We start from the raw sequence: 22100 nt of genomic DNA on the forward strand, positions 1-22100 counted from the left end.
ATGGGTTTGAACGCCCTCCTGCTCCACGCCCTGCGCCAGTTGCCGGGCTCTCTGGCGCAGCGCCTGCCGCTGCTGGTTGCCCTGTCCTTTGTGGCGGGCACCCTGGTCTCGGGCTGGACCCTGCATCGGATCTTCGACCGCCGCGCGGCGCTGCTTATTGCCGAGACCTCGGGCCCGGCGCTGTTGCAGATCATCCGCAGCGCGAAGGACACGACATCCGGACGCCTCGCCCCCTATGCATGGCAGCAAACACCCGGTGACTTTGCCGCCGAAGCCGCCCATACGGTGCCGCTGATCCTGATCCTGGACGGTCAACGCCTGCGCGCTGCCGCCGTGTTCGATGCCCCGCCCAAACGGCCCGATGCCCTGCGCGCCGCTGTCCTGCCGCAATCGCCTGAACGGCGGCTGGGGGACCTGTCGCGCGCCTTGACCCGGCAGGACAGCGGCGCCAGCCTGGCGATTTTCCAGACCGATGGCAGGGTGTTGTCGATCTCCGCCCCGGACCTGTGGCGCAGCCGGTTGGAGGAAACCAAGGTGGCGCTGATCGGTCTGGCCGCCTTTCTGATCGCCATCGCCGCCATCGTTCCGCTTGCGCTGAACCTGGCAGCGCCCTTTCGGCAATTGGCGCGACGTGGGCCAACCCCGCTGCCGCCGCTGGCCTCGCTCGAGGCGGTGCAGGTGCGCGACCGGATCGACCAGTTGAAAGAGCGTTTTGCGGCAGAGCAGGCCGAAAAGGCGCAAGGCCTGGCCGCCATTTCCCATGACCTGCGCACCCCCGTGACCCGGCTGCGGCTGCGCAGCGCATTGCTGACCGACGAAGACCTGCATGGCAAGTTCAACGCCGACCTGGATGAGATCTCCCGCATCATCGATGGGGCGCTGGACCTGCTCAGCATCCGCCACCAAAGCGAGCAGAGCCATCAGTTCGCCCTGTCGAGCCTGGTGGAAAGCCTGGTGGACGACTATCGCGACACCGGGCGTGACGTGGCATTCCTCGGGCGAAGCCCGCTGCACCTGCCGGGCGTGCCCACCCTGTTCGGCCATAGCGCGGCGATCGATATCGGCCCGATCGGACAAAGCCTGATGCGCGGGCAACCGGACAAGCTGCGCCGCGCCCTGAGCAACCTGATCGACAATGGCCTGGCCCATGGCAGCCGCGTCACGGTCACAATCGGCAGCCTGGGATCTGACGCGCTGGAGGTGGTCATCGAAGACGATGGGCCGGGCATTCCGCCAGAGCGGATCGACGCCATGCTGCGCCCCTTCGCACGCGGACACAGCGGTGGCGGCGGTGTCGGCCTGGGTTTGGCCATCGCCCAGGAAATTGCCGAGCTGCACGGCGGCGAGCTGCAGCTTGAGAACAGCGGCGCGGGATTGAAGGCCAGTCTGCGGATCGCACGCGGGCTTTGACCTCTGGCGCAGGGCGCTGAAGGGTCTCAGGCCCGCGTCTTGCCCGTCTTCACCGGCCACAGCCGATGCGCCAACAGGGTGCCCGCTCCGGCAATGGCCGCCATGACCAGAAAGGTGCCCGACACCCCCAGCCACTGCCCCAGCCGTCCGGCCAGCGGATAGGCCAGCAGCCAGGTGGCATGGGAGAGGGCGAACTGGGCGGCAAACAGGGCGGGTCGGTCTTCCTCTGCGCAGGAGCGCATGATCAACAGCCCCGATGGGGTCTGTATCAACGACGCCCCGGCCCCAAGCAGCAGCCACAGCAGCAGCCCCCCCAGCATCCCGGGCGCAAACACCCCGGCACAGGCCATGCCCGCCGTCAGGATCGCTCCGCCCGCCATCACCACCGGTCGCACCGGTCGCTCCGCCAGCAGGCGGGGCAACAGGATTGCCACCATCATCGACCCCACGCCACTGGCCCCATAGAACAAGGCCACCATGTCATCGCCATGGCCCAGGTCCGATTTGACATGCACGACCGTGTTGACGATCACCATGGCCGTCCCCGTTGCCACCGCCAGATAGAGCGCCAACAGCCCCCGCAACCGCGGCGTGGCCAGATAGATCCTGAGCCCGCGCGTCACCCTGTCGCCAAAGGGCCGCTGAGTGGTCCCTGCCGATCGGTCGGGAAAAACCGCCCGGCGCACCAGCAACGCCGATCCCAGGAAACCAAGCGCCGTGCCCAGGAACAGCATATGAAAGGAGGCCACCATCAACACCAGCCCGGCCAGCATCGGCGACAAGAGCGCCTCCAGATCGTAGGTCAGCCGGGAATAGGACAAGGCCTCGGTATAGTCTGACTCATTGGTCAGGATGTCGGGGATCACCGCCTGAAAACTGGGGGTGAAGGCTGCGGACAGCGCCTGAAAGCTGAAGACCAGGACATAGATCTGCCAGACCTGGGTGACAAAGGGTAACAGCAGGACCAATGCGGCCCGCAACAGATCCAGCGTGATCAGGAAGGGTTTGCGCGGCAGCCGCGCCGAAAGCGCCGCCGCAACCGGGGCCAAGCCCACATAGGCCACCATCTTGATCGCCAGCGCGGTGCCCAGCACAGCGCCTGCGGCCTCCCCGGCTAGGTCAAAGGCCAACAGCGCCAGGGCAATGGTCGTAAGACCCGCCCCCAGGACCGACAGGATCTGCGCCCCGAGCAGCCGCCGGAAATCGACGTTCAGCATGGCGCCGGACATCAAGGCAACGGGCATGATCTTCATCAAACGGCTCCTTCCAACAGCCCGCAGGATACCGGCAATTGAATTGGCTTGTCATCGCCTTGTCGCATCACGCCCTGTGATCGGCCACAAGCAGGGTCCCGGGCAAGGTCATTCCACGGCTTCCCTGTGCCACGGGGATCAGCCTATGATCCGGATATCGGAGGCCGCCCATTTGCGTTTGTCACTTCAACAGCTGATCATCAGATACGCGGGGTTTGCGGTGATCGCGACCTTTGCCAATCTCGCCATGCAGCGGATCGTTCTGGCGGCAACCGATGGCGGGTTCTTTGCCGCTTTGATGGCGGGAACCCTGGTCGGGCTGGTGGTGAAATACCGGCTTGATAAGCGCTGGATCTTTTTCGATGAACATCGCGGCCTGCGCAGTGAAACACGCACTTTCAGCCTGTACACGCTGACAGGCATCGGCACGACCGCGCTGTTCTGGGGCAGCGAGACGCTTTTCTGGTTGATCGGGCAGACCCAGACCCTGCGCGAGCTTGGCGCGCTCCTGGGGCTGACGGCAGGCTATGTGATCAAGTACAACTTGGATTACCGCTTCGTGTTTCACACGGCGGGTGCCGCGGATGAGGCCAAGCTAGGCCGCCAGCAATAGCAACCCCGCCCCCGCCGCCACCAGAGCCAATCCGGCGCGGTCGTGCAGCAGGAAGCGGACCGGATCATAGTCCTCGCGCCCGGCGATGCTGAGGCGCACCATGCGAAACAGCCACAGCACAGCCGGTATCACTGCCATGGCAGCAACCAGCGGCGCCGAATAGAGGCCTGCCGCATTTGCATCCATAACATAGACAAGAAAGGCCGCACCGGACAGGCCGACCCCGGTATAGGCCGCTCGCTCCAAAGGGATCAGATCGCCAGGCGCATAACCGCGCCCGGGCAGATGAGCCCGTGTGGGCATTCGGCTCAGCGCGGTCAGCCGCTTGACGCAGGCCAGGGTGAAAAAGACCACAAAGCCCAGCGCCAGCAAATGCGGGGTCACGATGACCCCGGCAGCCACCGCCCCCGTCAGGAGCCGCAACAGAAACAGCCCCGTCAATGCAAGCAGATCCAGCCAACGCCGCTTTTTCAGCCACAGCGAATAGGACAGGCTGCCCGCCATATAGGTCAGCGTCAGCAGGGCGACGGAGGGATCGACCAAATAGCCCAGGCTCAGGGCCAGCAGGATCAGCAGCAGGCTTATTCGCATCGCCGCTGAAATCGGCAGGCGTCCTGCTGCAATCGGGCGAAAGCGTTTTTCTGGGTGGCGCCGGTCCGCTTCAAGATCCAGGAGGTCATTTAGAACATAGATCGACGAGGCCCCCAGGCTGAACGCCGCCGTCGCCAGTAACACCGCAAGGAAGGCCCCTGCCGAAAAGGTCTGGCTGATCAGAAGCGGCACGAAAAGCAGCAGGTTTTTCACCCATTGGTGCGGTCTGAGTTCCCGCACCACCTCCGAAGCGCCCCAGCCGTCCGGGAGGATCTCCACCGGCTTGCCCAGCGCCTTAATCTGTTGCAGCAGCCCCCTGTCCGGTTCCACCGCAATGATCTTTCTTGCCTCACCCCAGGATTTCAGATCGGCCCGCGCATTGCCGACATAATCGTAGCCGCCCGATTGGAATTGCTCGACCAGGAACGCCGCCTTGGTCGCATCGGTCAGATTGCGGTCACGGTCCGAACCGTAGTGGTCGCCCGGCAGCTCCAACACCTCTGCCAGAGCGTCGATCAAGGCCTGATTGGAACCTGAGACAAGATGCACCGGGCGCCCGGCCTGCACAGCCGCGCGCGCCATCTCCAGAACGGGCTCCCGCACCGGAAGCAACTCAATGGCTGGCCTGTCGATTTCGATCAGGGCCTGCTTCAATCGCTCCGGGCGCCGCCAGTTGCTGACGACCCCGCGCAGGGTCGCCACCACATCACTGCCCAGTGCGGCCCAGAAGGTTTCATAGAGAAGATCGGTTCGCAGCAGGGTTCCATCGACATCAAGAACCAAAGGCACATTGGCATCGTGCAAATCGTCAGAGCGGTTGGTCATGGTCGGTTTCATCGCCTGCAAGGGAAAGCCCAACGGGCCGGTCATGGCATGGATCGCATGGGATCCAGTGTAACGAGAACCGAACAGGGCTCACGTTGACCCAGATCATGGGAGGTTTGCGATGGGTGCCGCATCCTGCCCTTGGGCCCGAGGTTTCAAAACGGCACGGACACAGGGGCTCACGAACACAGGCGCACGTGAGAAATGGACAAAAAACGTTTTCTAGTAACCGGTGGAGCCGGTTTCATGGGCATCAACCTGGTGCGGTACCTGCTGGACAAAGGCCATGCGGTGCGCAGCTATGATATCGCCCCCTTCAGCTATCCTGAGGCGGACCGGATATCGGTGCTACAGGGCGATATTCGCGACCTCTCCTTGCATGACGCTGCATTTGAGGACGTTGATATCGTGGTCCATTGCGCCGCGGCGCTGCCCTTGGCGGAACATGCGGAAATCATGTCCACCAATGTCGATGGCACCCGCCTGATGCTGCAGGCGGCGCTGGATCGCGGTATCGACCGGTTCATCCATATCTCCAGCACGGCGGTCTACGGGATCCCGGATCACCACCCCTTGGTGGAAAGCGACCCGATGGTCGGCGTCGGGCCCTATGGGGAGTCCAAGGTGCTGGCCGAACATCTTTGCGCCGAGTTCCGCGACAAGGGGCTGTTGCTGCCCGTGCTGCGCCCCAAAAGCTTTGTCGGGCCCGAGCGGCTGGGCGCATTTGAACTGCTTTATGACTTTGCCAATACCGGTCACAATTTTCCGGTTCTGGGATCCGGCGACAATCTTTATCAACTGCTGGATGTCGAAGACCTCAATCAGGCGGTCTACCTCTGCGCGACCAAGCCGCCCGATCTGGTGAATGATACATTCAATGTCGGGGCTGCAGAGTTCGGATCACTGCGCCAGAGCTTTCAGGCCGTCCTGGATCGCGCCGGACATGGCAAGCGCATCATCGGCCTGCCCGCCGCCCCGGCGATCTGGACGCTCCGTCTGCTGGAGGCGCTGCATTTGTCGCCGCTTTACAAGTGGATCTACGAAACCGCCTCGAAGGACAGTTTTGTCAGTATCGACCGCCTGACTGAGCGGCTTGGCTATGCACCTGCCCATTCCAACGAAGAGGCGCTGATCCGCAATTACGAATGGTATCTGGCGAACCTGCCGTCCATTTCCGCGCAGGCAGGGGTGACGCACCGCGTGCCTTGGAAGAAAGGCGCGCTGGCGCTGGTGCGCGCCGTCATGTGACACAAACGAGGGAGAGATCAGGATCATGGCTCAATCACCCCCCCTGTTGTTCGGAGGCGGTCTTGGCCTGGTGCTGGCCGCTGGCCTGGCCTCTGCCCAGACGCCGGAAACACTGGCTGCACAGCGCGAGGCCTATGATGCGGTTCGCGCCAAATCCGTTCTGGACCTGCAATTGTTCCGAACCACGCAAACCGCAGTGGAACCGGAGACCGGCCGCCATCTGACCTGGATCTCCACCAATCCGGCCGTGGGCGCCTGGTATGTGCTGGAGCTACGGGACGCCCCGGAAAGCAAAGCGACCTCCTATCACCTGGAAAATCCGGATCCCGCGACGCAGGCCCTGCGGTTCGACGATGGCCCCCTGCCCGCGCTTGAGATCACCACCGCCAAAGGATCTGAACGCTGCGCGCCCTGGGCCGACGAAAGCGCGGCCCTGACCGCGGCACGACAGAGCAAACTGGCCTATGCGCCGCTGTGTGATGGCAAGCTCTACTTGCGCAACCGGGTAACCGGTGCGCGAACCAATATCGAAGCCACAACCGATTTCCTGCGCGACAACGTCTGGGGCGGCGAAACCATCGTGCGCTTTGTCCGGGACACCTTCTTCCGCGATGCAGAGCTTGAAACCAGCGAAACGGTCGGTAACGGCGGCGCCGATGGTGCCCGGAACGGGCCACCGCCGATGAAGGGCAAGGTTGCCCCAACGGATCAGCGCGTCATCTCGACCCTGCTGACGCTGGGCATTGCCGGGACCACTCCGGGACGTATGACCATTGGCAGATGGTATCCCATCGCCGGTCTGGAGGGGGTCTTTGCCAGCGCCTTTGAACCCAGGGCGATCAGCGACGAGATCCTGAAAAGCCCCGGAGCCAACCGGCTGGACAGTGTCGAGGCCAAGGCCACCGGCTATATGACCGCCTTTGACATGAGCCTGTTTGACATCGGCTATGCGGTTGGCACGGATCATCCCGCGCTTGGCTGGTCCTCTCGTCCTCCGGCATCGGTCCGGCCCCGGGGATTGCCCGGTCCCGATGGGATCGAGAGCGCCAAACCGCTGGTGACGCTCGGCATGGTGAACCCGGTCATCGCCAGCAATGCGGTGGCGACCTTTACCGCCGGGTTCAAACGCCAACACGGCGCCTTCAAGTTCGGAGACATGGCGACGGCCAACCTCGGCCATCACTACGGCTTCATCGAAAAGGGCGTGATCCTGAGCAAGCTGCAACCGGGTCTTTCGACGCTCTACGGGCTGACCGATGGCAGCATCGGCATGAAGACCTGGACGGAAGAGGACAATGCCCTGCTGCCCCGTATCCGGTTTGCCCGGCAAAACGGCGTGCCGCTGGTGGAGACCGACCCCAAGACCGGCCAGGTGATACCGGGGGATCGGGTTACCAAGTGGGGCCCGGGCAATTGGTCGGGCTCTGCCAAGGCCGAGCTGCGCACCCTGCGCGCCGGGGCCTGCATGGTATCGGACCGGGGGAAGGATTACCTGCTCTATGGGTATTTCTCTACCGCGACGCCCTCGGCCATGGCGCGGACCTTTCAGGCCTATGGCTGCAGCTACGCGATGCTCTTGGACATGAACGCGCTGGAGCACACCTACATGGCGCTATACGTGTCCCAAGGCGGTGAGGTCCATGTTGAGCATCTGCTGCCGGGCATGTCCTTGATCGAAAAGAAGGCCCGCAACGGGACCATCATCCCCCGCTTCATCGGTTTTGCCGACAATCGCGACCTGTTTTACCTCACCCGAAAGGAGCGCACCCGATGAAAGCTGTTCTCCTGTCGCTGTGCCTCGCCTGGCTTGGCGCCCTTCCTGCCTTGGCGCAGTCCGCCCTGCAGCAGGCCAATGACGCGCTGTTCCGGCAGATCCAATCCGTTCATGGCCTCAGCGCCGCCGAGATGTCCCGGCTGAAAACCATTTTCGCCGGATCACGGGTGATCGGACAGGGCAATCCCGCGATCACGCGCCACCCGATGACACCGGACCAGTGCAAAGCGAAAATCGGTGGCATTGCGCGCTACAGAAATGCGCAGAACAAGCGGATATGCGGCGATGAATACATGGCGCCGCTTTATGATCCGAGGGTGGAAAAACCCTCTGATGCCAAGGCCTGCATCGATATCTTCGAATTCCCCAACATCCCCTGCACCTATCCGGTCGTCTGGACCCGCGCCCGCGAGGCGGCACAGATCTGCGCCGCCGTCGGCAAGCGGATCTGCGACGCCCATGAATGGGAAGGCGCCTGTGCCGGCGCGCTGGAGCCGCCGGATTACTTCTTTGGCCGTGGATCGGTCGCAGCGATGCGCAGCGCCCATAATGCCAAATACAGCGGTGCCAAGAACTGGGCCTATGGTGCGACCTATCAAAGCGGCATCTGCGCTGCCAACAGCACCAAAAGCGCCTCTTGCGGGGGCGGTGGCTTCAACAGCTGCGGGTCAAACACCTATCCCACCGGCGCCTTTCCGGGCTGTGTCAGCGCCCTTGGCGTCTACGATCAGCACGGCAACGCGGCCGAACATATGAACCTGCCGATGACCCCCCGCGAGATGGCCAGCACCGGCAGCACCTCATTGGGTGTCACCGAAATGAAAGGCAGCTGGTTCATCTGGGACAAATACCGCGCCCACCCGGATTGGTGCCGCTGGCGCGCGCCCTATTGGCATGGATCAAGGGTGATGAGCGCCAGCAGCCATGAGAATTACCACCTGGGATTCCGCTGCTGCAAGTCGCTGGAGTGATCCTGACCCCGCTCTGATCCCTGATCGGATCGCGGGATCAGGGCCGAGATCAGAACTGGGTGGCCAGCAGGCCTGTCGCATCGGCGATCGGCCCTTCAGAGCTGACAATGCCCGCCAGCTCACGATCCGCCATGATCTCCGCCAGGCTGGTCGGCCGCCCATTCACAAAGGCGGTCTGGCTCACCAGGCGAACGCCATGGCTGTAATCGGCATATTCCGCCCCGTGAACCGTGCTGAGCGGCTGGATCGGGCGTCCGTTCTGCCGATGCCAGCCATAGATGGCCACGCGCCCCGGTTTGCTGCGCAACCGATTGGTCAGCACAATGTCCTTCTTCTGGCCCGATGTCAGCGCGGCCAGGACCGACGGGCTTTGGGCGCGTTGCGCATCGATGATCTGATCGTGCCGCATCAGATAGTCGGTCGACTCCATCTGTGCTGTCGGCTTCATCGGGCGCGGCGCAAGCCGGATCTGCGCGCGGTTGTAGATCGCATCAACCATCTTTGGCGTCGGCAAAAGGAAACCCAACTCGCTGGCGATCCGCGCCGCCGAAGCCAGGCCCATCGGCACCCGCACGAAATCCCGGTTGTCGCCAACCGCAAGGTATTCCGGCATGACGCAGATGGTCACCAACATCCGCTCTCCATTGGCAAGCACCCCGGCAATATCGACCGGCACCAGCTTGCGCAGGAAAGGCGGCAGGTTTCCTGACAGCACCTGCTCCATCACCAGATCGTCGCGCTGCCTGCCCTGGAGGCCCTGCAGGGCCTGCATCACCTCACTGCCACGCGGCGCCCTGCCCTGCCGTTTGGGCACCCCTTGGGTAAGCGGCGCCGGGCATTGCACGGCAGCGGCCCGACCGGCCTGGGGGAGTGACGTGGAAACGGTAGCGGTTACAGCGAATGCCAGCGCCGAACGCAGGACTTTCCGACCAATCATGTGTTCTGCCCTTGTTACTTGTTATTCTGACTCAAACTGCCTCTGAGGTACTCGGCCTTGCTGAGTCTCATTGTGATCATCTTTCACAAGATCGCTTATTGCAGCAAGCCAAGCCGAACGGCTCGGCAGGAACCCGCTTCTTGGCCCTGAGACCAGACGACAGCGTCCCGCAGCTTGGCGGCCCCGGAGGGGACAGCACCAAAGACGACCCTTCACGATATGAGGGGGATCAGAGCTCAGACAATGGGATGCGACAAAAGAGTCCAGCCCCAGAGGGAGGCATGTCCTGGAGTGGCGGCACCCGCTTCAAGCATCACCGGGATGGCGCAGGCAGCACCATCCCGATCAGTCGTCAGCCGACGATCAATTGCTTCATTTGCAGGGCTTCATGCTCCAGCTGGGTCAGCCGGAAGTTTACGACATCGCCAATCGTGATCATGCCCGTCAGCTTGCCGTCTTCTGTCACCGGCATGTGGCGGAACCGGCCCGCCGTCATACGCTTGAGCACCGACAGGAGCGGATCCGCCGGGCTGCAGGTTTCGACCTTCCGGGTCATCACGTCCCGAACCAGCTGCGGCAGGGTGCGGCCCGGCGCATCGGCCAGCTTGCGAACGATATCGCGCTCGGACAGCACCCCGCACAATGCCCCCGTTTCGTCGGTGGCCAGCAAGGCGCCGATACGCTTGTCCCGCAACAGCTCCACCGCTCGATGCAATGTCTCGTCAGGGCTGATCGAGAACACCTCGTTGCCCTTCCCGTTCAGGATATCGGCCACGGTCGCCATCGCAGGCTGCAGGTTGGAAGAGGGCGTCTGGCTATGACCGCCTTTCTTGTCCTTATCCTTGCGCATCGGTGCCTGATAGGAGGTGGGCATGGGGCGGCTCCTTTAAGCTGCGGTTGTCATTCATGACAGCCTGCAGCATAACGCAGCGTCTAGTAAAGTGGAGATCGCAGTGCCCCTGATTACCCTGTCCCCGCTGATCGCCACGGTGATCTTCGTGCTGGCCTGCCTGTCCGGCTACCAATATCGGCGGGTTTGGAAAATGGAAGGGCCGCGCTGGCAGCTGTGGCTTTTCGGCCTGTTGGCCGCAGCCGGGCTGCTGGTTCTTGGATTTGTTCCGCTGTCGACGGGAGGTTAGGCGCTTTTTTCCATGCGCTGCGCCTGTTCCATGATCTGACGCTTGCGCGGACATTGCAGCCGGTCGCGCAGCGGGCTGTCGGGGTCGATATCCTTGCTGCAGACAAGGCATTTGTCGGCACCGCTGATCGCATTCAAGCCGCCACAGCTTCCCTTGATCGTCTTGTTCATCAGGATCACGCCAAGGGCCATGCCCAGCATGATCAGCAGCAACAATCCAAACGTGAAGAGGAACGTGGTCATGGCGGCTTGCTCCGTCAGAACTTAGCTTGTCAGCGCAGTGAAGCGACCGCTTGCGGCCGTCTTGAACCGCAGGTCGGAGGCATCTTCGTCCCGCTCCACGAAGAGGACCGCCAGATCGTGCTGCTCGGCAATCTCAAGACCCCGTTCACGTCCCAGGATCAACAGGGCCGTGGCCCAGGCATCCGCCAGCATGGCATTCTCCGCCAGCACCGTCGCCGAGGCGGTCTTGTGGGTGATCGGGCGTCCCGTGGCGGGGTCGATCAGGTGCGAATAGCGCTGCCCGTCCTTTTCGAAGTAGTTGCGGTAGTCGCCCGACGAAGCAACACCAAGACCGGACACACCGATCAGGTCCAGCACGCCACCCGACAGGGCCGCGGGCTTTTCGATGCCGATCTGCCAGGGCAGGCCGTCCGCGTTCTTACCCGAGGCATAAAGATCGCCGCCGATTTCAACCATGTAGTTGCTCAGGCCGAGGGATTCGAGCGCACGGCCAACCGCATCTGCCCCAAAACCCTTGCCGATGGCCGACAGGTACACCTGCGTATCGGACTGTTTCTTCTGCAGGCTCGATGCGCCCACATTCAGCGTTGCCGCATGGCCGGAACGCGCCTTGGCCTCAGCGATTTCTGCATCGCCCGGCATGCCCGCCCCCGTGTTGGCGCCAAAGCCCCAGAGCTCGATCAGCGGCCCCATGGTAGTGTCGAAACGGCCTTCACTTGCGATGTGAACCGATTCGGCGGCCTGCATCACCTTGGCCAGATCAGCCGAGACCGAAACCGCCTCGGTGCCGGTATTTGCATTGAAGCGGGAAATCTCAGACGTGGCGTCCCAGTTCGACATCTGCCGATTCACCAGCGCCAGGGCCGATTCGATCTGCTGTTTCGCCTCTGCTTCGCTGACCGAGTTGGTCGCGTCGACAGCCACCACATTATATGTAGTCCCCATCGTCAAGCCTGTGATTTTTATAATGTTTTCACCAGGCTTACAGGCGGCAAGCGCCATCGACATCAGGATGAAAGAACGGCGGGACAACGCGGTCAGATCAGACAAGGAGACACTCCCTTTTGGGTCGAGGCGGCCAAGGCGGTTTATCGGGACAGCTTTTCAACGAGTTTGCTGGGCAGTTCAACAGATAAAAGGCCGCGAAAGATAAAGTTTCCCAGGAGCCATATTTCCACTTTCACCCAAGGCCTGCTTGTCGCATAAGCCAAGAAATTTTCGGCAGAGGTGAAGAACGTTGCAGCGTTTCCCGCTAAGAAAAGGTTTGGATGTCCCCATCTCGGGCGCACCAAGATCAGAAATCGAAGTTGCTCCGAACTCGCAGACCTGTGGCATTCTGGGCGACGACTATATCGGCCTGAAACCGCGCGTCCTGGTTGCTGAAGGCGATGTGGTGGGGGCCGGTACTCCAGTGCTGATCGACAAGAACTTGCCGCAGGTGCAGATCGTCTCGCCCGTCGCCGGACGGGTCAAGGCCATCAACCGTGGCGCCCGCCGCAAGCTGGTCAGCATCGAGATCGACGTCGATGACAGCGCCGCCGCGCCCGTAGATTTTTCGGCGGTGGGCGATGCCACAACCCCCGAAGGCCTGGCCGAGCGGCTCTGTGCTGCCGGGCTGTGGACCTCCTTCCGCACCCGCCCCTATTCAAAGGTGCCCGATCCTGCCACCCGGCCTGCGGCGATTTTTGTCACCGCGATGGATACCGAGCCACTGGCGGCCGATCCGGCCCTGATCATCGCCGAAGACGCCGAGGCCTTTACCGCTGGTCTGGCTGCTGTGGCCTCGCTCTCGCAGGGCAAGACCTATCTCTGCCAGGGCGACGGCGCTGACATTCCGGGCGCCGACCTGCCCGGTGTCGAGGCGGCTGCCTTCTCCGGGCCCCATCCCGCCGGCCTCGCTGGCACCCATATCCATTTCCTTCAGCCCCTCAAGGCCGACACACCGGTCTGGACCATCGGCTATCAGGACGTGATCGTGATCGGTCGCCTGCTTCTGACCGGAAAACTCGACGCCTCCTGCATCATTTCGCTGGCCGGTCCGGTCTGCGCGGATCCGCGCATGGTGCGCACCATTGCAGGTGCGTCGATGGCCGATGTTGCCCAGAATGATCTGCCGACCGATCTGCCGGTGCGGATGATCTCGGGCTCCGTGCTGAGCGGGCGCGCCGGTGAAGGCGAAAGCGGCTATCTCGGTCGCTATGCGCGCCAGATCACCCTGATCGAGGAAGACCGCAAGCAGATCCCGATGGGCTGGATCCGCCCGATGTTTACCAAATACGCGGTTCAGCCGGTGCTGGGCTCGGCCCTGGCACGGCGCAAGTTCCCGCTGACGAGCAACCTCAACGGCGGGCGCCGGGCCATGGTGCCGATCGGCACCTTCGAAGCCCTGATGCCGCAGGATTTCCTCCCTACGCAGCTGCTGCGCGCGCTGCTGGTGATGGATACCGATCAGGCCCAGCTGCTGGGTGCGCTGGAGTTGGACGAAGAGGATCTTGGCCTGGTCGGCTTCGCCTGTCCGGCCAAGTATGAATACGGGCTGGCCTTGCGCGACTGCCTGACCAAGATCGAGAAAGAGGGGTAAACAGTGGGCCTGCGTAATTTCTTCGATCGGATCGAGCCGCACTTTGAGAAGGGCGGCAAGTACGAAAAGTACTTCCCCATCTACGAGATGGTGGAGAGCTTCCTTTACACCCCCAAGACGGTGACCACGGTCGCGCCGCATGCACGGTCCTACGTGGATATGAAGCGGATCATGACCTATGTGGTGATCGCCACGATCCCCTGTATCCTGATGGGGCTTTATAACACCGGCTACCAGACCAACCTGGCGATTGCCGAATTTGGTGCCTCGGGCTGGCGCGCCGCCATCATCGACATGCTGGGCATCGGCTTCAATGCCGCCAACCCGCTGGCCAATATGGCGCATGGGTTGCTGTATTTCCTGCCGATCTACATCGTGACCCTGGTTGCGGGCGGCATCTTCGAGGTGATCTTTGCCACCGTGCGCAAGCACGAGGTCAACGAAGGCTTCCTAGTCTCCTCGATGCTATATGCGCTGATCGTGCCCGCCACGACACCGCTGTGGCAGGTGGCGCTTGGCATCATCTTCGGCGTGGTGATCGGCAAGGAAGTCTTTGGCGGCACCGGCAAGAACTTTCTCAATCCGGCCCTGACCGGGCGCGCGTTCCTCTATTTCGCCTACCCCGCACAGCTGTCGGGCGACAGTGTCTGGGTGCCTGTGGACGGCTTTACCGGCGCCACCGCGCTGGCGGTATCGGCTTCGCAAGGCTTCCAGGCCCTTGCCGCCAACGGCATGAGCTGGTGGGACAGCTTCTATGGCTTCATCCCCGGATCCTTTGGCGAGACCTCGACCCTGGCCTGCCTGATCGGCCTGGTCTTCCTGCTGGCAACCAAGATCGCCAACTATCGCATGGTGGTGGGCTGCCTTGTCGGCATGATCGGCTTCTCGCTGCTGCTGAACTGGATCGGCTCCGACAGTAACCCGATGTTCGCAATGCCCTGGTACTGGCACCTTGTGCTGGGTGGCTATGCCTTCGGGCTTGTCTTCATGGTGACCGAGCCCGTCTCGGGCGCGCATACGAATGTAGGGCGCTATATCTACGGCGCGCTGATCGGCTTCATGGTGGTGATGATCCGGGTGATCAACCCGGCCTTCCCCGAAGGCATGATGCTCGCGATCTTGTTCGGAAACGTCTTTGCGCCGCTGATCGACTACTTCGTCGTCCAGGCCAACATCAAACGTAGGGCCAAACGTCATGGCTGAGGAAAACAACACTCCGACCCCGCCGCAAGGCTTCATCCGCCGCTTCCTGGCGCTGCCGACGGACTCGGTGCCCAAGACGATCTTCGTTGCGGTATCGGTTTGCCTGGTGGCCTCGATCGTGGTCTCCGCCGCTGCGGTGGCGCTGCGCCCGATGCAGGCCGTCAACGCGCTGAAGGACAAGCAGATCAACATCCTGCAGGTGGCGGGCATCTATGATCCGAACCAGGATGTGGTCGAGGCCTTCGGCGCCTTCGAGGCACAGGTTCTGGAACTGGAAAGCGGTGCCTTCACCGACGCCTTCGATCCTGCCAGCTTTGACGATCGCGCTGCTGCCGACGATCCGGCAACCTCGGTTGCGCTGAGCGACGACCCGGCCGGCATTGGCCGCCAGGCGCGGTTTGTCACCGTCTACCTGCTGCGCGACGAGGCAGGCGCCATCGACAAGGTGATCCTGCCGCTGCACGGCTATGGCCTGTGGTCGACGCTGTACGGCTTTATCGCGCTGGAAGAGAACGGCAACGACATCTTCGGCCTGCAGTTCTACGAACACGCGGAAACACCGGGCCTGGGCGCCGAGGTGGACAATCCCCGCTGGAAGGCGCTGTGGAAGGGCAAGAAACTGGCCGATGACAGCGGCGCATTGCAGATCAGCGTCAGCAAGACAGCACCTGCGGCCGGGGCCGAATACCACATCGATGCGCTGGCCGGGGCAACGCTGACCACCGGCGGTGTCCATAACCTGGTGAATTTCTGGATGGGCGAGAGCGGCTACAAGCCGTTCCTCGAGAACCTCAAGGCGGGGAACCTGTAATGGCACATAAACGCAGAGACATGCTGATCGACCCGCTGGTCGACAACAACCCGATCACCCTGCAGGTGCTGGGCATCTGCTCGGCCCTGGCGGTGACCTCGTCGCTGCAGGTGGCCTTTGTGATGGCGATCGCGGTGACGCTGGTGACGGCGTTTTCGTCGATGTTCATCTCGATGATCCGCAACCAGATCCCCGGCTCGATCCGGATCATCGTGCAAATGGTCATCATCGCCTCGCTGGTGATCCTGGTGGACCAGATGCTGAAGGCCTTCGCCTTTGAGATTTCCAAGACACTCTCTGTTTTTGTCGGACTGATCATCACCAACTGTATCGTGATGGGCCGGGCCGAGGCCTTTGCCATGAAGAACCCGCCGATCGACAGTTTCATCGATGGCATCGGCAACGGGCTGGGCTATGGGCTGATCCTGATGCTGGTCGGCGTCATCCGCGAGCTGTTCGGCTCCGGCAGCCTGTTCGGCATCACCATCCTGGAAACGGTCAATAACGGCGGCTGGTATGTGCCCAATGGCCTGCTGCTGCTGCCGCCTTCGGCCTTCTTCATCATCGGCCTGATCATCTGGGCGTTCCGCACATGGAAATCCGAACAGGTCGAAGCCCGCGAATATAAAATCCAGTCGGTTGAGGCACACTGATGGAAGATCTCATCTCCCTCGCAGTCAAGGCGATCTTTGTTGAAAACCTTGCCCTGTCGTTCTTTCTCGGCATGTGTACCTTCATCGCCGTTTCCAAGAAGATCTCGACCGCCATTGGTCTGGGCATCTCGGTGATGATCGTCCAATCCATCACCGTGCCCGCCAACAACCTGATCCTGACCTACCTGCTGGCCCCCGGCGCGCTGGCCTGGGCCGGGTTTCCCGAGATCGATCTCACCTTCCTTGGCCTGATCTCCTATATCGGCGTGATCGCGGCCCTGGTGCAGATCCTCGAGATGGTGCTCGATAAGTACTTCCCGCCGCTTTACAACGCCCTGGGCGTGTTCCTGCCGCTGATCACGGTGAACTGCGCCATCCTTGGCGGTTCGCTGTTCATGGTCGAACGCGGCTACGATTTCTCGGAATCGCTGACCTATGGCGTCTCCTCCGGTTTCGGCTGGGCGCTGGCGATTACCGCCATGGCCGGTGTGCGTGAAAAGCTGAAGTATTCCGACATTCCCGATGGCCTGCAGGGCCTGGGGATCACCTTTATCACCGCAGGATTGATGGCGATGGCCTTCATGTCCTTCTCTGGCGTGAAACTGTAAAGGATCAACGCAATGGCAACCTTTGGCCTTGGCATCATCCTCTTCACCCTGATCGTGCTCGCCCTTGTGGTGGTTATCCTGGCCGCCCGCTCGCGGCTGGTGTCCAGCGGCAACGTCAATATCACCATCAACGGTGAGAAGACCATTTCCGTGCCTGCGGGCGGCAAACTGCTGCAGACACTGGCCGAGCAGAAGCTCTTTGTCCCCTCGGCCTGTGGTGGAGGCGGCACCTGTGCGCAGTGCCGTGTGCGCATCCATTCCGGTGGCGGATCGATCCTGCCGACCGAGGAAAGCCACATCACCAAACGTGAGGCCGCCTGTGGCGACCGCCTGTCCTGCCAGGTGGCGGTCAAGCAGGACATGGAGGTCGAGGTCCCGGAAGAGGTCTTCGGCGTCAAGAAATGGGAATGCACCGTGCGTTCCAACGAAAACGTCGCCACCTTCATCAAGGCCCTGGTCCTGGACCTGCCCGAAGGCGAGGACGTGAACTTCCGCGCCGGTGGCTACATCCAGATCGAAGCCCCCGCGCATCAGTTGAAATACACCGATTTCGACATCGAGGAAGAATACCGCGAAGACTGGGACAAGTTTAACCTGTGGCAGTATGAATCCACGGTGACCGAACCCATCGAGCGCGCCTATTCGATGGCCAACTACCCGGATGAAAAGGGCATGATCATGCTCAACGTCCGTGTGGCCTCGCCGCCTCCGGGGTCGACGGACATTCCTCCGGGCCAGATGTCCTCCTTCATCTTCAACCTGAAACCAGGGGACAAGGTGACCATCTCCGGCCCGTTCGGCGAATTCTTCGCCCGCGAAACCGACAAGGAAATGGTGTTCATCGGCGGCGGCGCCGGCATGGCTCCGATGCGCAGCCATATCTTCGACCAGCTCAAACGGCTGAAGAACAAGGATCGCAAGATCACCTTCTGGTACGGTGCGCGGTCGAAGAAAGAGATGTTCTTCGTCGAGGACTTCGACGAGCTGGCCAAGGAATTCCCGAACTTCACCTGGCATGTGGCGCTGTCGGATGCGCTGCCCGAGGATGATTGGGGCGGCTACACCGGCTTCATCCACAATGTTCTTTATGACGAATACCTGAAGAACCACCCGGCGCCGGAAGACTGCGAATTCTATATGTGCGGCCCGCCCATCATGAACTCTTCGGTGATCAATATGCTGCTCGACCTGGGCGTGGATCGCGAAGACATCATGCTGGACGATTTCGGCGGCTAACGCATCTGCTGCAACGGCAGCCGGTCAGCCTATGGATCAGGCGTATTCCCGGTAACGGCCCCCTGCCGTCCCTGGGGATACGCCTGATTTCCTTTCAAGACCCCGGAACACCTGCCCTCCTGCTTGACGGCAGCCCTTTTTGCCTGCCTGGCACAGTGGACACGACCGCCCATGGCCCGAAGCGATTGCAAAAAGACCTACCAACTGTCTCAGCTCTGAGACAGACGCATCCTGCAGCGTTTGCCTTGGCCCTTGTCTTCGCCTAGCCTTGTCGAAACTCTCTGCCGCTAGCTATGACCCCATCTGTCGCACATATCGAAAAAGTTCTGGAAGTTGCGAACTCTCCCTCTGCGGCTGCCCGGTCGCGGCTCGCGGCAAGCTGGCGGCGTTCGGCGGAAAAGCACGGGCTCGACCCAGGGGAGCATCGCAGCCCGAAACGGGTGGAAGGCACGCACCTGCGCGAACGGCTGGATGCTTTCGAGAAGTTCATGACCGTTGCCGCCCCTCGGATGGATTGCCTGTTTTCCCTCATCGGTCAGTCCGGATGCGCCGTGCTGCTGACCGACGACGATGGGGTGGTTCTGGATCAGCGGATTTCCGAAGCCGACACTGCTGTCTTTCAGGAATGGGGCCTCAGCATCGGCGCCGACTGGAGCGAACAGAATGAAGGCACCAACGGGATCGGCACCTGTCTGGCCGAGCAGAGACGGGTCATTATTCACCGGGATGAGCATTTCTTTGCCCGCAACACCGCAATGAGCTGTATCGATGCGCCTATCTACGGTGCCGACGGGCGGATCATGGCGGCGTTGGATGTGTCGTCGGCACGGGCGGATCATACCGAAGCTTTCAACCGCCTGATCGGTGCCCAGGTTGCCCAGACGGCCCGCGCCATCGAGGAGGCGAATTTCCGCGCCGCCTTTGACAAGGCGCGTATCGTGGTCGCGGAAAGCGACAATGCAGAGGCCTCCACCCTTTTGGCCATCGACGAGCACGATCTGATCATCGGAGCCACCCGCGAAGCACGCCGGGTCTTCCGTTTCGCCCCGGTGGGCGATCTTGCGCCACGCCCCGCAAATGACGTGCTGGGGCGCCGGGATGGGCCGACCGGCTTTGAAAAGGCGGAGCGGGCGGCGGTCATCCGGGCCCTGACCCGCAGCGGTGGCAATGTCTCCGAGGCCGCGCGGCACCTCGGGATTGGCCGCGCCACGCTCTATCGCCGCATGAAGCGGCTGGGATTGGATCAAGGCTGATCCAAGGTGTCTCAGCGCTGAGACAGACTCTCGCTGTTCAATCTGTCGACCTGCAGACAGCACGGGGTGGCCCGCGCATCTTCCATCGCAGTTCCGGAGGAGGTCCGGACACATGGAGGAGAAACACAATGAATGACATGACCCATACCGAGGCAGGCACCTATGTCTCGCCCTTCAAGCCCCGCTATGACAACTTTATCGGCGGAGCATTCACGCCGCCAGTGAACGGCCGGTACTTCACCAATGTCACCCCGATCACCGGTGAAGCGATCACCGAATGCGCGCGCTCAGACCAGGCCGATGTCGAACTGGCGCTTGATGCGGCCCATGCGGCCAAGGACAGCTGGGGCCGGACATCGGCCGCCGAACGCTCCAACATCCTGCTGAAGATCGCCGATGCGATCGAGGCCAACCTCGAGCGGTTGGCACAGGCGGAAACCTGGGACAACGGGAAGCCGATCCGAGAGACCCTGGCGGCCGATATCCCGCTGTCTGCCGACCACTTCCGCTATTTCGCAGGTGTGCTGCGCGGTCAGGAAGGCAATATGAGCGAGATCGACGCCGATACCGTCGCCTATCATTTCCATGAACCCTTGGGTGTGGTCGGTCAGATTATCCCCTGGAACTTCTCGATCCTCATGGCCGCCTGGAAACTGGCCCCTGCCCTGGCGGCGGGCAATTGCATCGTGCTGAAACCGGCGGAACAAACCCCGGCGGCGATCATGATCCTTGCTGAAATCATGGCCGAATACCTGCCTGCCGGTGTCCTGAACATCGTCAACGGCTATGGCGGGGAAGTCGGTGCGGCTTTGGCTCAATCATCGCGGATCGCCAAGATCGCCTTCACCGGCTCCACCGAGACGGGGCGCAAGATCATGCAGGCGGCCACGACCAACCTGATCCCCGTCACCCTGGAGCTGGGGGGCAAAAGCCCGAATATCTTCTTCTCGGACGTGATGGCAAAGGATGATGCCTTTCTGGACAAGGCGGTCGAGGGCTTTGTTCTGTTTGCCTTCAACCAGGGCGAGGTCTGCACCTGCCCGTCACGAGCGCTGATCCAGGAGGACATCTACGAGGACTTCATCGCCCGCTGCATTGAGCGCGTCAAAGCCATCAAACATGGCGACCCGCGCAATCCTGACACGATGGTTGGGGCGCAGGCCAGCGTGGAACAACAGGAAAAGATCCTGTCCTACCTCCGCATTGGCGTCGAAGAAGGGGCCGAAGTTCTGGCCGGTGGAGCGGCCGCGCAGTTCGACGGTGAGCTGGCCGGAGGAAACTACATCCAGCCCACCATCCTGAAAGGCCACAACAAGATGCGGGTGTTCCAGGAAGAGATCTTCGGACCCGTCGTTTCGGTGACCACCTTCAAGGACGAAGAAGAGGCCCTGCAGATCGCCAATGACACGATGTATGGGCTGGGTGCGGGTGTCTGGTCGCGCGACGCCAATACCTGTTATCGCTTCGGTCGCGCGATTGAAGCGGGCCGCGTCTGGGTGAACAACTATCATGCCTATCCCGCCCATGCGGCTTTTGGCGGCTACAAACAGTCGGGCATCGGGCGCGAGACACACAAGATGATGCTGGACCACTACCAGCAGACCAAGAATATCCTGGTCAGCTACAATCCCAACAAGCTTGGCTTCTTCTAAGCGGGCCTTGGCAGGGGCCAACAGGCCCCTGTCGATCTCGTCCCCGTGTCAGCGATGGCCGAAAACACGGCTCTGGCTGCCGCCAGCCTGGCAGAGTGCAGAACCGCGAGGCGCTGCCCATTCTGATCCCGGTGGCTATCTAAAGTCCGAATAGGACGCGATGTCGATGAAGGCCCTGACCAGCCGCAGACGCGCCCGGTCCTTGGGTGCGACGACCGCCGTTTCATGCGCCTCGGAGAGTTCCGCAATTGGCACTTCAACCAGGCCGCGGGAAATCAACCCGCTGTTGCCAAGAAAGATGGCGATGCCTGCACCCTGCAACACGGCCTCGCACATCAGCGGGAAGGTGGTCATCTTGATGCTGCGTTGAAACTGTACCCCGTGCCTGACCAGAGCCTCGCGCACGACACGCTCGGTCAGCGAACCGCTTTCCGGCAGGATGATGGTTTCCTGCGCCAGATCCCTGAAATGCAGAACCTCCCGATTGGCAAGCGGCGAGGACGGCAGGACATAGGCAACATAGCAGGCCTTTTGCACCGACACCCGATCCCAATCGTCTGCCTTTGGCGGATCCGTGATCACCCCGACATCCGCCCGCCTTTCCCGCAGCAGCCGCGTTGCCGTGGTCCAGGAATAGAGCGCGAATTCGATCTCTACATCCGGGTAGCTCTGCCGGAACAGGCTGATCGCCCTCAGCGCAGGCATCGGCGCGTTGGCGATGATCTTGATGTGACCACGCGCCATGGCCTCGAACCCCTCAAGCCGCTCGTTGATTTCGGTGTCCAGCGCCACCAGCCGGTCGGCAAGGTCGTAGAAATCCTGGCCTGTGCGGGTCAGGGCGAGGCCGTCGCGGCTGCGCAGCAGCAATTGCGATCCGACCTGTTTTTCCAGCTTTGCCACATGCTGTGTCACCGCCGACTGCGTCACCCCAAGCCTTAGGGCTGCGGCCGAGAAACTCCCCTCGCGGACCACATAGGCGAAGGCAACGAACTGATGGTGACTGGCAGGCATGGTGGCTCCTTCGTTCCGGGGCAGCCATAGCGGTCATTAGTCTCACTAATATGACGTCACATTAGTGAGAGCTGCCCTGCGTACACCAT

Annotated in this window: 21 protein-coding genes; 14 read left to right on the plus strand and 7 right to left on the minus strand. The window is 62.0% G+C overall.

Annotation, left to right across the window (positions count from 1 at the left end):
- Positions 1 to 1410: a sensor histidine kinase gene (locus tag PXK01_RS17060; RefSeq protein ID WP_274861032.1), complete on the plus strand. Its 1410-nt coding sequence runs from the start codon at positions 1 to 3 to the stop codon at positions 1408 to 1410.
- A 26-nt stretch (positions 1411 to 1436) separates the two neighbouring features.
- Here the strand turns inward: PXK01_RS17060 and PXK01_RS17065 are convergent, their stop codons facing one another.
- Entirely contained in the window at positions 1437 to 2663 is a 1227-nt protein-coding gene (locus PXK01_RS17065) for an MFS transporter (protein ID WP_274861033.1), read from the minus strand.
- 145 nt (positions 2664 to 2808) lie between these two features.
- On the opposite strand from PXK01_RS17065, the gene PXK01_RS17070 reads away from it, so the two are divergent.
- A complete protein-coding gene (locus PXK01_RS17070) occupies positions 2809 to 3276 on the plus strand; it encodes a GtrA family protein (protein ID WP_274861034.1) in 468 nt (155 codons plus the stop codon).
- On the opposite strand, the gene PXK01_RS17075 is transcribed toward PXK01_RS17070, so the two are convergent.
- Complete coding sequence (locus PXK01_RS17075; RefSeq protein WP_274861035.1) at positions 3259 to 4737, minus strand: UbiA family prenyltransferase; 1479 nt, start codon at positions 4735 to 4737, stop codon at positions 3259 to 3261. The genes PXK01_RS17070 and PXK01_RS17075 overlap by 18 nt on opposite strands.
- 159 nt (positions 4738 to 4896) lie before the next feature.
- Between PXK01_RS17075 and PXK01_RS17080 the strand changes: the two genes are divergently transcribed.
- Genes PXK01_RS17080 through PXK01_RS17090 form a run of 3 tightly spaced genes read left to right on the plus strand, consistent with a single transcriptional unit; the run spans position 4897 to position 8685 of the window.
- Entirely contained in the window at positions 4897 to 5940 is a 1044-nt protein-coding gene (locus tag PXK01_RS17080; RefSeq protein WP_274861037.1) for an NAD-dependent epimerase/dehydratase family protein, read from the plus strand.
- 25 nt (positions 5941 to 5965) lie between these two features.
- Positions 5966 to 7714: a hypothetical protein gene (locus PXK01_RS17085; protein WP_274861038.1), complete on the plus strand. Its 1749-nt coding sequence runs from the start codon at positions 5966 to 5968 to the stop codon at positions 7712 to 7714.
- Positions 7711 to 8685, plus strand: a complete 975-nt coding sequence (locus PXK01_RS17090; protein ID WP_274861039.1) for a hypothetical protein — start codon at positions 7711 to 7713, stop codon at positions 8683 to 8685. The genes PXK01_RS17085 and PXK01_RS17090 overlap by 4 nt, the downstream gene beginning before the upstream one ends.
- Before the next feature lie 49 nt (positions 8686 to 8734).
- On the opposite strand, the gene PXK01_RS17095 is transcribed toward PXK01_RS17090, so the two are convergent.
- Together PXK01_RS17095 and PXK01_RS17100 are read right to left on the minus strand one after the other, a co-directional pair.
- Positions 8735 to 9622, minus strand: a complete 888-nt coding sequence (locus PXK01_RS17095; RefSeq protein WP_274861041.1) for a hypothetical protein — start codon at positions 9620 to 9622, stop codon at positions 8735 to 8737.
- A gap of 352 nt (positions 9623 to 9974) precedes the next feature.
- On the minus strand, positions 9975 to 10496 hold the full coding sequence (locus PXK01_RS17100; protein ID WP_274861043.1) for a CBS domain-containing protein: 522 nt from the start codon (positions 10494 to 10496) through the stop codon (positions 9975 to 9977).
- A 79-nt stretch (positions 10497 to 10575) separates the two neighbouring features.
- Here PXK01_RS17100 and PXK01_RS17105 point away from each other — a divergent pair, with 79 nt between their 5' ends.
- Positions 10576 to 10761 carry a hypothetical protein gene (locus PXK01_RS17105; protein ID WP_274847102.1) on the plus strand — a complete coding sequence of 62 codons (186 nt, stop codon included), beginning with the start codon at positions 10576 to 10578 and terminating at the stop codon, positions 10759 to 10761.
- Here the strand turns inward: PXK01_RS17105 and nqrM are convergent.
- Both nqrM and PXK01_RS17115 read right to left on the minus strand, forming a co-directional pair.
- Positions 10758 to 11003: a (Na+)-NQR maturation NqrM gene (gene nqrM, locus PXK01_RS17110; RefSeq protein ID WP_274847103.1), complete on the minus strand. Its 246-nt coding sequence runs from the start codon at positions 11001 to 11003 to the stop codon at positions 10758 to 10760. The genes PXK01_RS17105 and nqrM overlap by 4 nt on opposite strands.
- A gap of 21 nt (positions 11004 to 11024) precedes the next feature.
- Complete coding sequence (locus PXK01_RS17115; protein ID WP_342456203.1) at positions 11025 to 11948, minus strand: FAD:protein FMN transferase; 924 nt, start codon at positions 11946 to 11948, stop codon at positions 11025 to 11027.
- Between the two features lie 292 nt (positions 11949 to 12240).
- Between PXK01_RS17115 and PXK01_RS17120 the strand changes: the two genes are divergently transcribed.
- The 8 genes from PXK01_RS17120 (at position 12241) to adh (ending at position 21000) form a co-directional block, all read left to right on the plus strand.
- Positions 12241 to 13584 carry a Na(+)-translocating NADH-quinone reductase subunit A gene (locus PXK01_RS17120; RefSeq protein WP_274861044.1) on the plus strand — a complete coding sequence of 448 codons (1344 nt, stop codon included), beginning with the start codon at positions 12241 to 12243 and terminating at the stop codon, positions 13582 to 13584.
- Between the two features lie 3 nt (positions 13585 to 13587).
- Positions 13588 to 14787, plus strand: coding sequence for an NADH:ubiquinone reductase (Na(+)-transporting) subunit B (locus tag PXK01_RS17125; protein ID WP_274861045.1), 1200 nt, complete (start codon positions 13588 to 13590; stop codon positions 14785 to 14787).
- Positions 14780 to 15598, plus strand: coding sequence for a Na(+)-translocating NADH-quinone reductase subunit C (locus tag PXK01_RS17130; protein WP_274861046.1), 819 nt, complete (start codon positions 14780 to 14782; stop codon positions 15596 to 15598). Before PXK01_RS17125 ends, PXK01_RS17130 begins: the two co-directional genes overlap by 8 nt.
- Positions 15598 to 16251 carry an NADH:ubiquinone reductase (Na(+)-transporting) subunit D gene (locus PXK01_RS17135; RefSeq protein WP_274847108.1) on the plus strand — a complete coding sequence of 218 codons (654 nt, stop codon included), beginning with the start codon at positions 15598 to 15600 and terminating at the stop codon, positions 16249 to 16251. Before PXK01_RS17130 ends, PXK01_RS17135 begins: the two co-directional genes overlap by 1 nt.
- The gene (gene nqrE, locus PXK01_RS17140) at positions 16251 to 16859 is read left to right on the plus strand and encodes an NADH:ubiquinone reductase (Na(+)-transporting) subunit E (protein WP_274847109.1); all 609 of its coding nucleotides are present in this window, start codon (positions 16251 to 16253) and stop codon (positions 16857 to 16859) included. The genes PXK01_RS17135 and nqrE overlap by 1 nt, the downstream gene beginning before the upstream one ends.
- A 12-nt stretch (positions 16860 to 16871) precedes the next feature.
- The gene (gene nqrF / locus PXK01_RS17145) at positions 16872 to 18095 is read left to right on the plus strand and encodes an NADH:ubiquinone reductase (Na(+)-transporting) subunit F (RefSeq protein WP_274847110.1); all 1224 of its coding nucleotides are present in this window, start codon (positions 16872 to 16874) and stop codon (positions 18093 to 18095) included.
- 293 nt (positions 18096 to 18388) lie between these two features.
- On the plus strand, positions 18389 to 19348 hold the full coding sequence (locus PXK01_RS17150) for a helix-turn-helix domain-containing protein (RefSeq protein ID WP_274847111.1): 960 nt from the start codon (positions 18389 to 18391) through the stop codon (positions 19346 to 19348).
- 128 nt (positions 19349 to 19476) lie between these two features.
- Entirely contained in the window at positions 19477 to 21000 is a 1524-nt protein-coding gene (adh, locus tag PXK01_RS17155; protein ID WP_274861047.1) for an aldehyde dehydrogenase, read from the plus strand.
- Between the two features lie 135 nt (positions 21001 to 21135).
- On the opposite strand, the gene PXK01_RS17160 is transcribed toward adh, so the two are convergent.
- A complete protein-coding gene (locus tag PXK01_RS17160) occupies positions 21136 to 22011 on the minus strand; it encodes a LysR family transcriptional regulator (RefSeq protein WP_274847113.1) in 876 nt (291 codons plus the stop codon).
- Positions 22012 to 22100: the final 89 nt, after the last annotated feature.

Source organism: Phaeobacter sp. PT47_59 (assembly GCF_028890025.1).
Taxonomy (GTDB): domain Bacteria; phylum Pseudomonadota; class Alphaproteobacteria; order Rhodobacterales; family Rhodobacteraceae; genus Phycobacter.

Bases quoted from the DNA above. Each gene is read 5' to 3' on its own strand.
- PXK01_RS17060 (WP_274861032.1), top strand. From the start codon at position 1: ATGGGTTTGAACGCCCTCCTGCTCCACGCCCTGCGCCAGTTGCCGGGC.
- PXK01_RS17065 (WP_274861033.1), bottom strand. From the start codon at position 2,663: ATGAAGATCATGCCCGTTGCCTTGATGTCCGGCGCCATGCTGAACGTC.
- PXK01_RS17070 (WP_274861034.1), top strand. From the start codon at position 2,809: ATGATCCGGATATCGGAGGCCGCCCATTTGCGTTTGTCACTTCAACAG.
- PXK01_RS17075 (WP_274861035.1), bottom strand. From the start codon at position 4,737: ATGACCGGCCCGTTGGGCTTTCCCTTGCAGGCGATGAAACCGACCATG.
- PXK01_RS17080 (WP_274861037.1), top strand. From the start codon at position 4,897: ATGGACAAAAAACGTTTTCTAGTAACCGGTGGAGCCGGTTTCATGGGC.
- PXK01_RS17085 (WP_274861038.1), top strand. From the start codon at position 5,966: ATGGCTCAATCACCCCCCCTGTTGTTCGGAGGCGGTCTTGGCCTGGTG.
- PXK01_RS17090 (WP_274861039.1), top strand. From the start codon at position 7,711: ATGAAAGCTGTTCTCCTGTCGCTGTGCCTCGCCTGGCTTGGCGCCCTT.
- PXK01_RS17095 (WP_274861041.1), bottom strand. From the start codon at position 9,622: ATGATTGGTCGGAAAGTCCTGCGTTCGGCGCTGGCATTCGCTGTAACC.
- PXK01_RS17100 (WP_274861043.1), bottom strand. From the start codon at position 10,496: ATGCCCACCTCCTATCAGGCACCGATGCGCAAGGATAAGGACAAGAAA.
- nqrM (WP_274847103.1), bottom strand. From the start codon at position 11,003: ATGACCACGTTCCTCTTCACGTTTGGATTGTTGCTGCTGATCATGCTG.
- PXK01_RS17115 (WP_342456203.1), bottom strand. From the start codon at position 11,948: ATGGGGACTACATATAATGTGGTGGCTGTCGACGCGACCAACTCGGTC.
- PXK01_RS17130 (WP_274861046.1), top strand. From the start codon at position 14,780: ATGGCTGAGGAAAACAACACTCCGACCCCGCCGCAAGGCTTCATCCGC.
- PXK01_RS17135 (WP_274847108.1), top strand. From the start codon at position 15,598: ATGGCACATAAACGCAGAGACATGCTGATCGACCCGCTGGTCGACAAC.
- nqrE (WP_274847109.1), top strand. From the start codon at position 16,251: ATGGAAGATCTCATCTCCCTCGCAGTCAAGGCGATCTTTGTTGAAAAC.
- nqrF (WP_274847110.1), top strand. From the start codon at position 16,872: ATGGCAACCTTTGGCCTTGGCATCATCCTCTTCACCCTGATCGTGCTC.
- PXK01_RS17150 (WP_274847111.1), top strand. From the start codon at position 18,389: ATGACCCCATCTGTCGCACATATCGAAAAAGTTCTGGAAGTTGCGAAC.
- adh (WP_274861047.1), top strand. From the start codon at position 19,477: ATGAATGACATGACCCATACCGAGGCAGGCACCTATGTCTCGCCCTTC.
- PXK01_RS17160 (WP_274847113.1), bottom strand. From the start codon at position 22,011: ATGCCTGCCAGTCACCATCAGTTCGTTGCCTTCGCCTATGTGGTCCGC.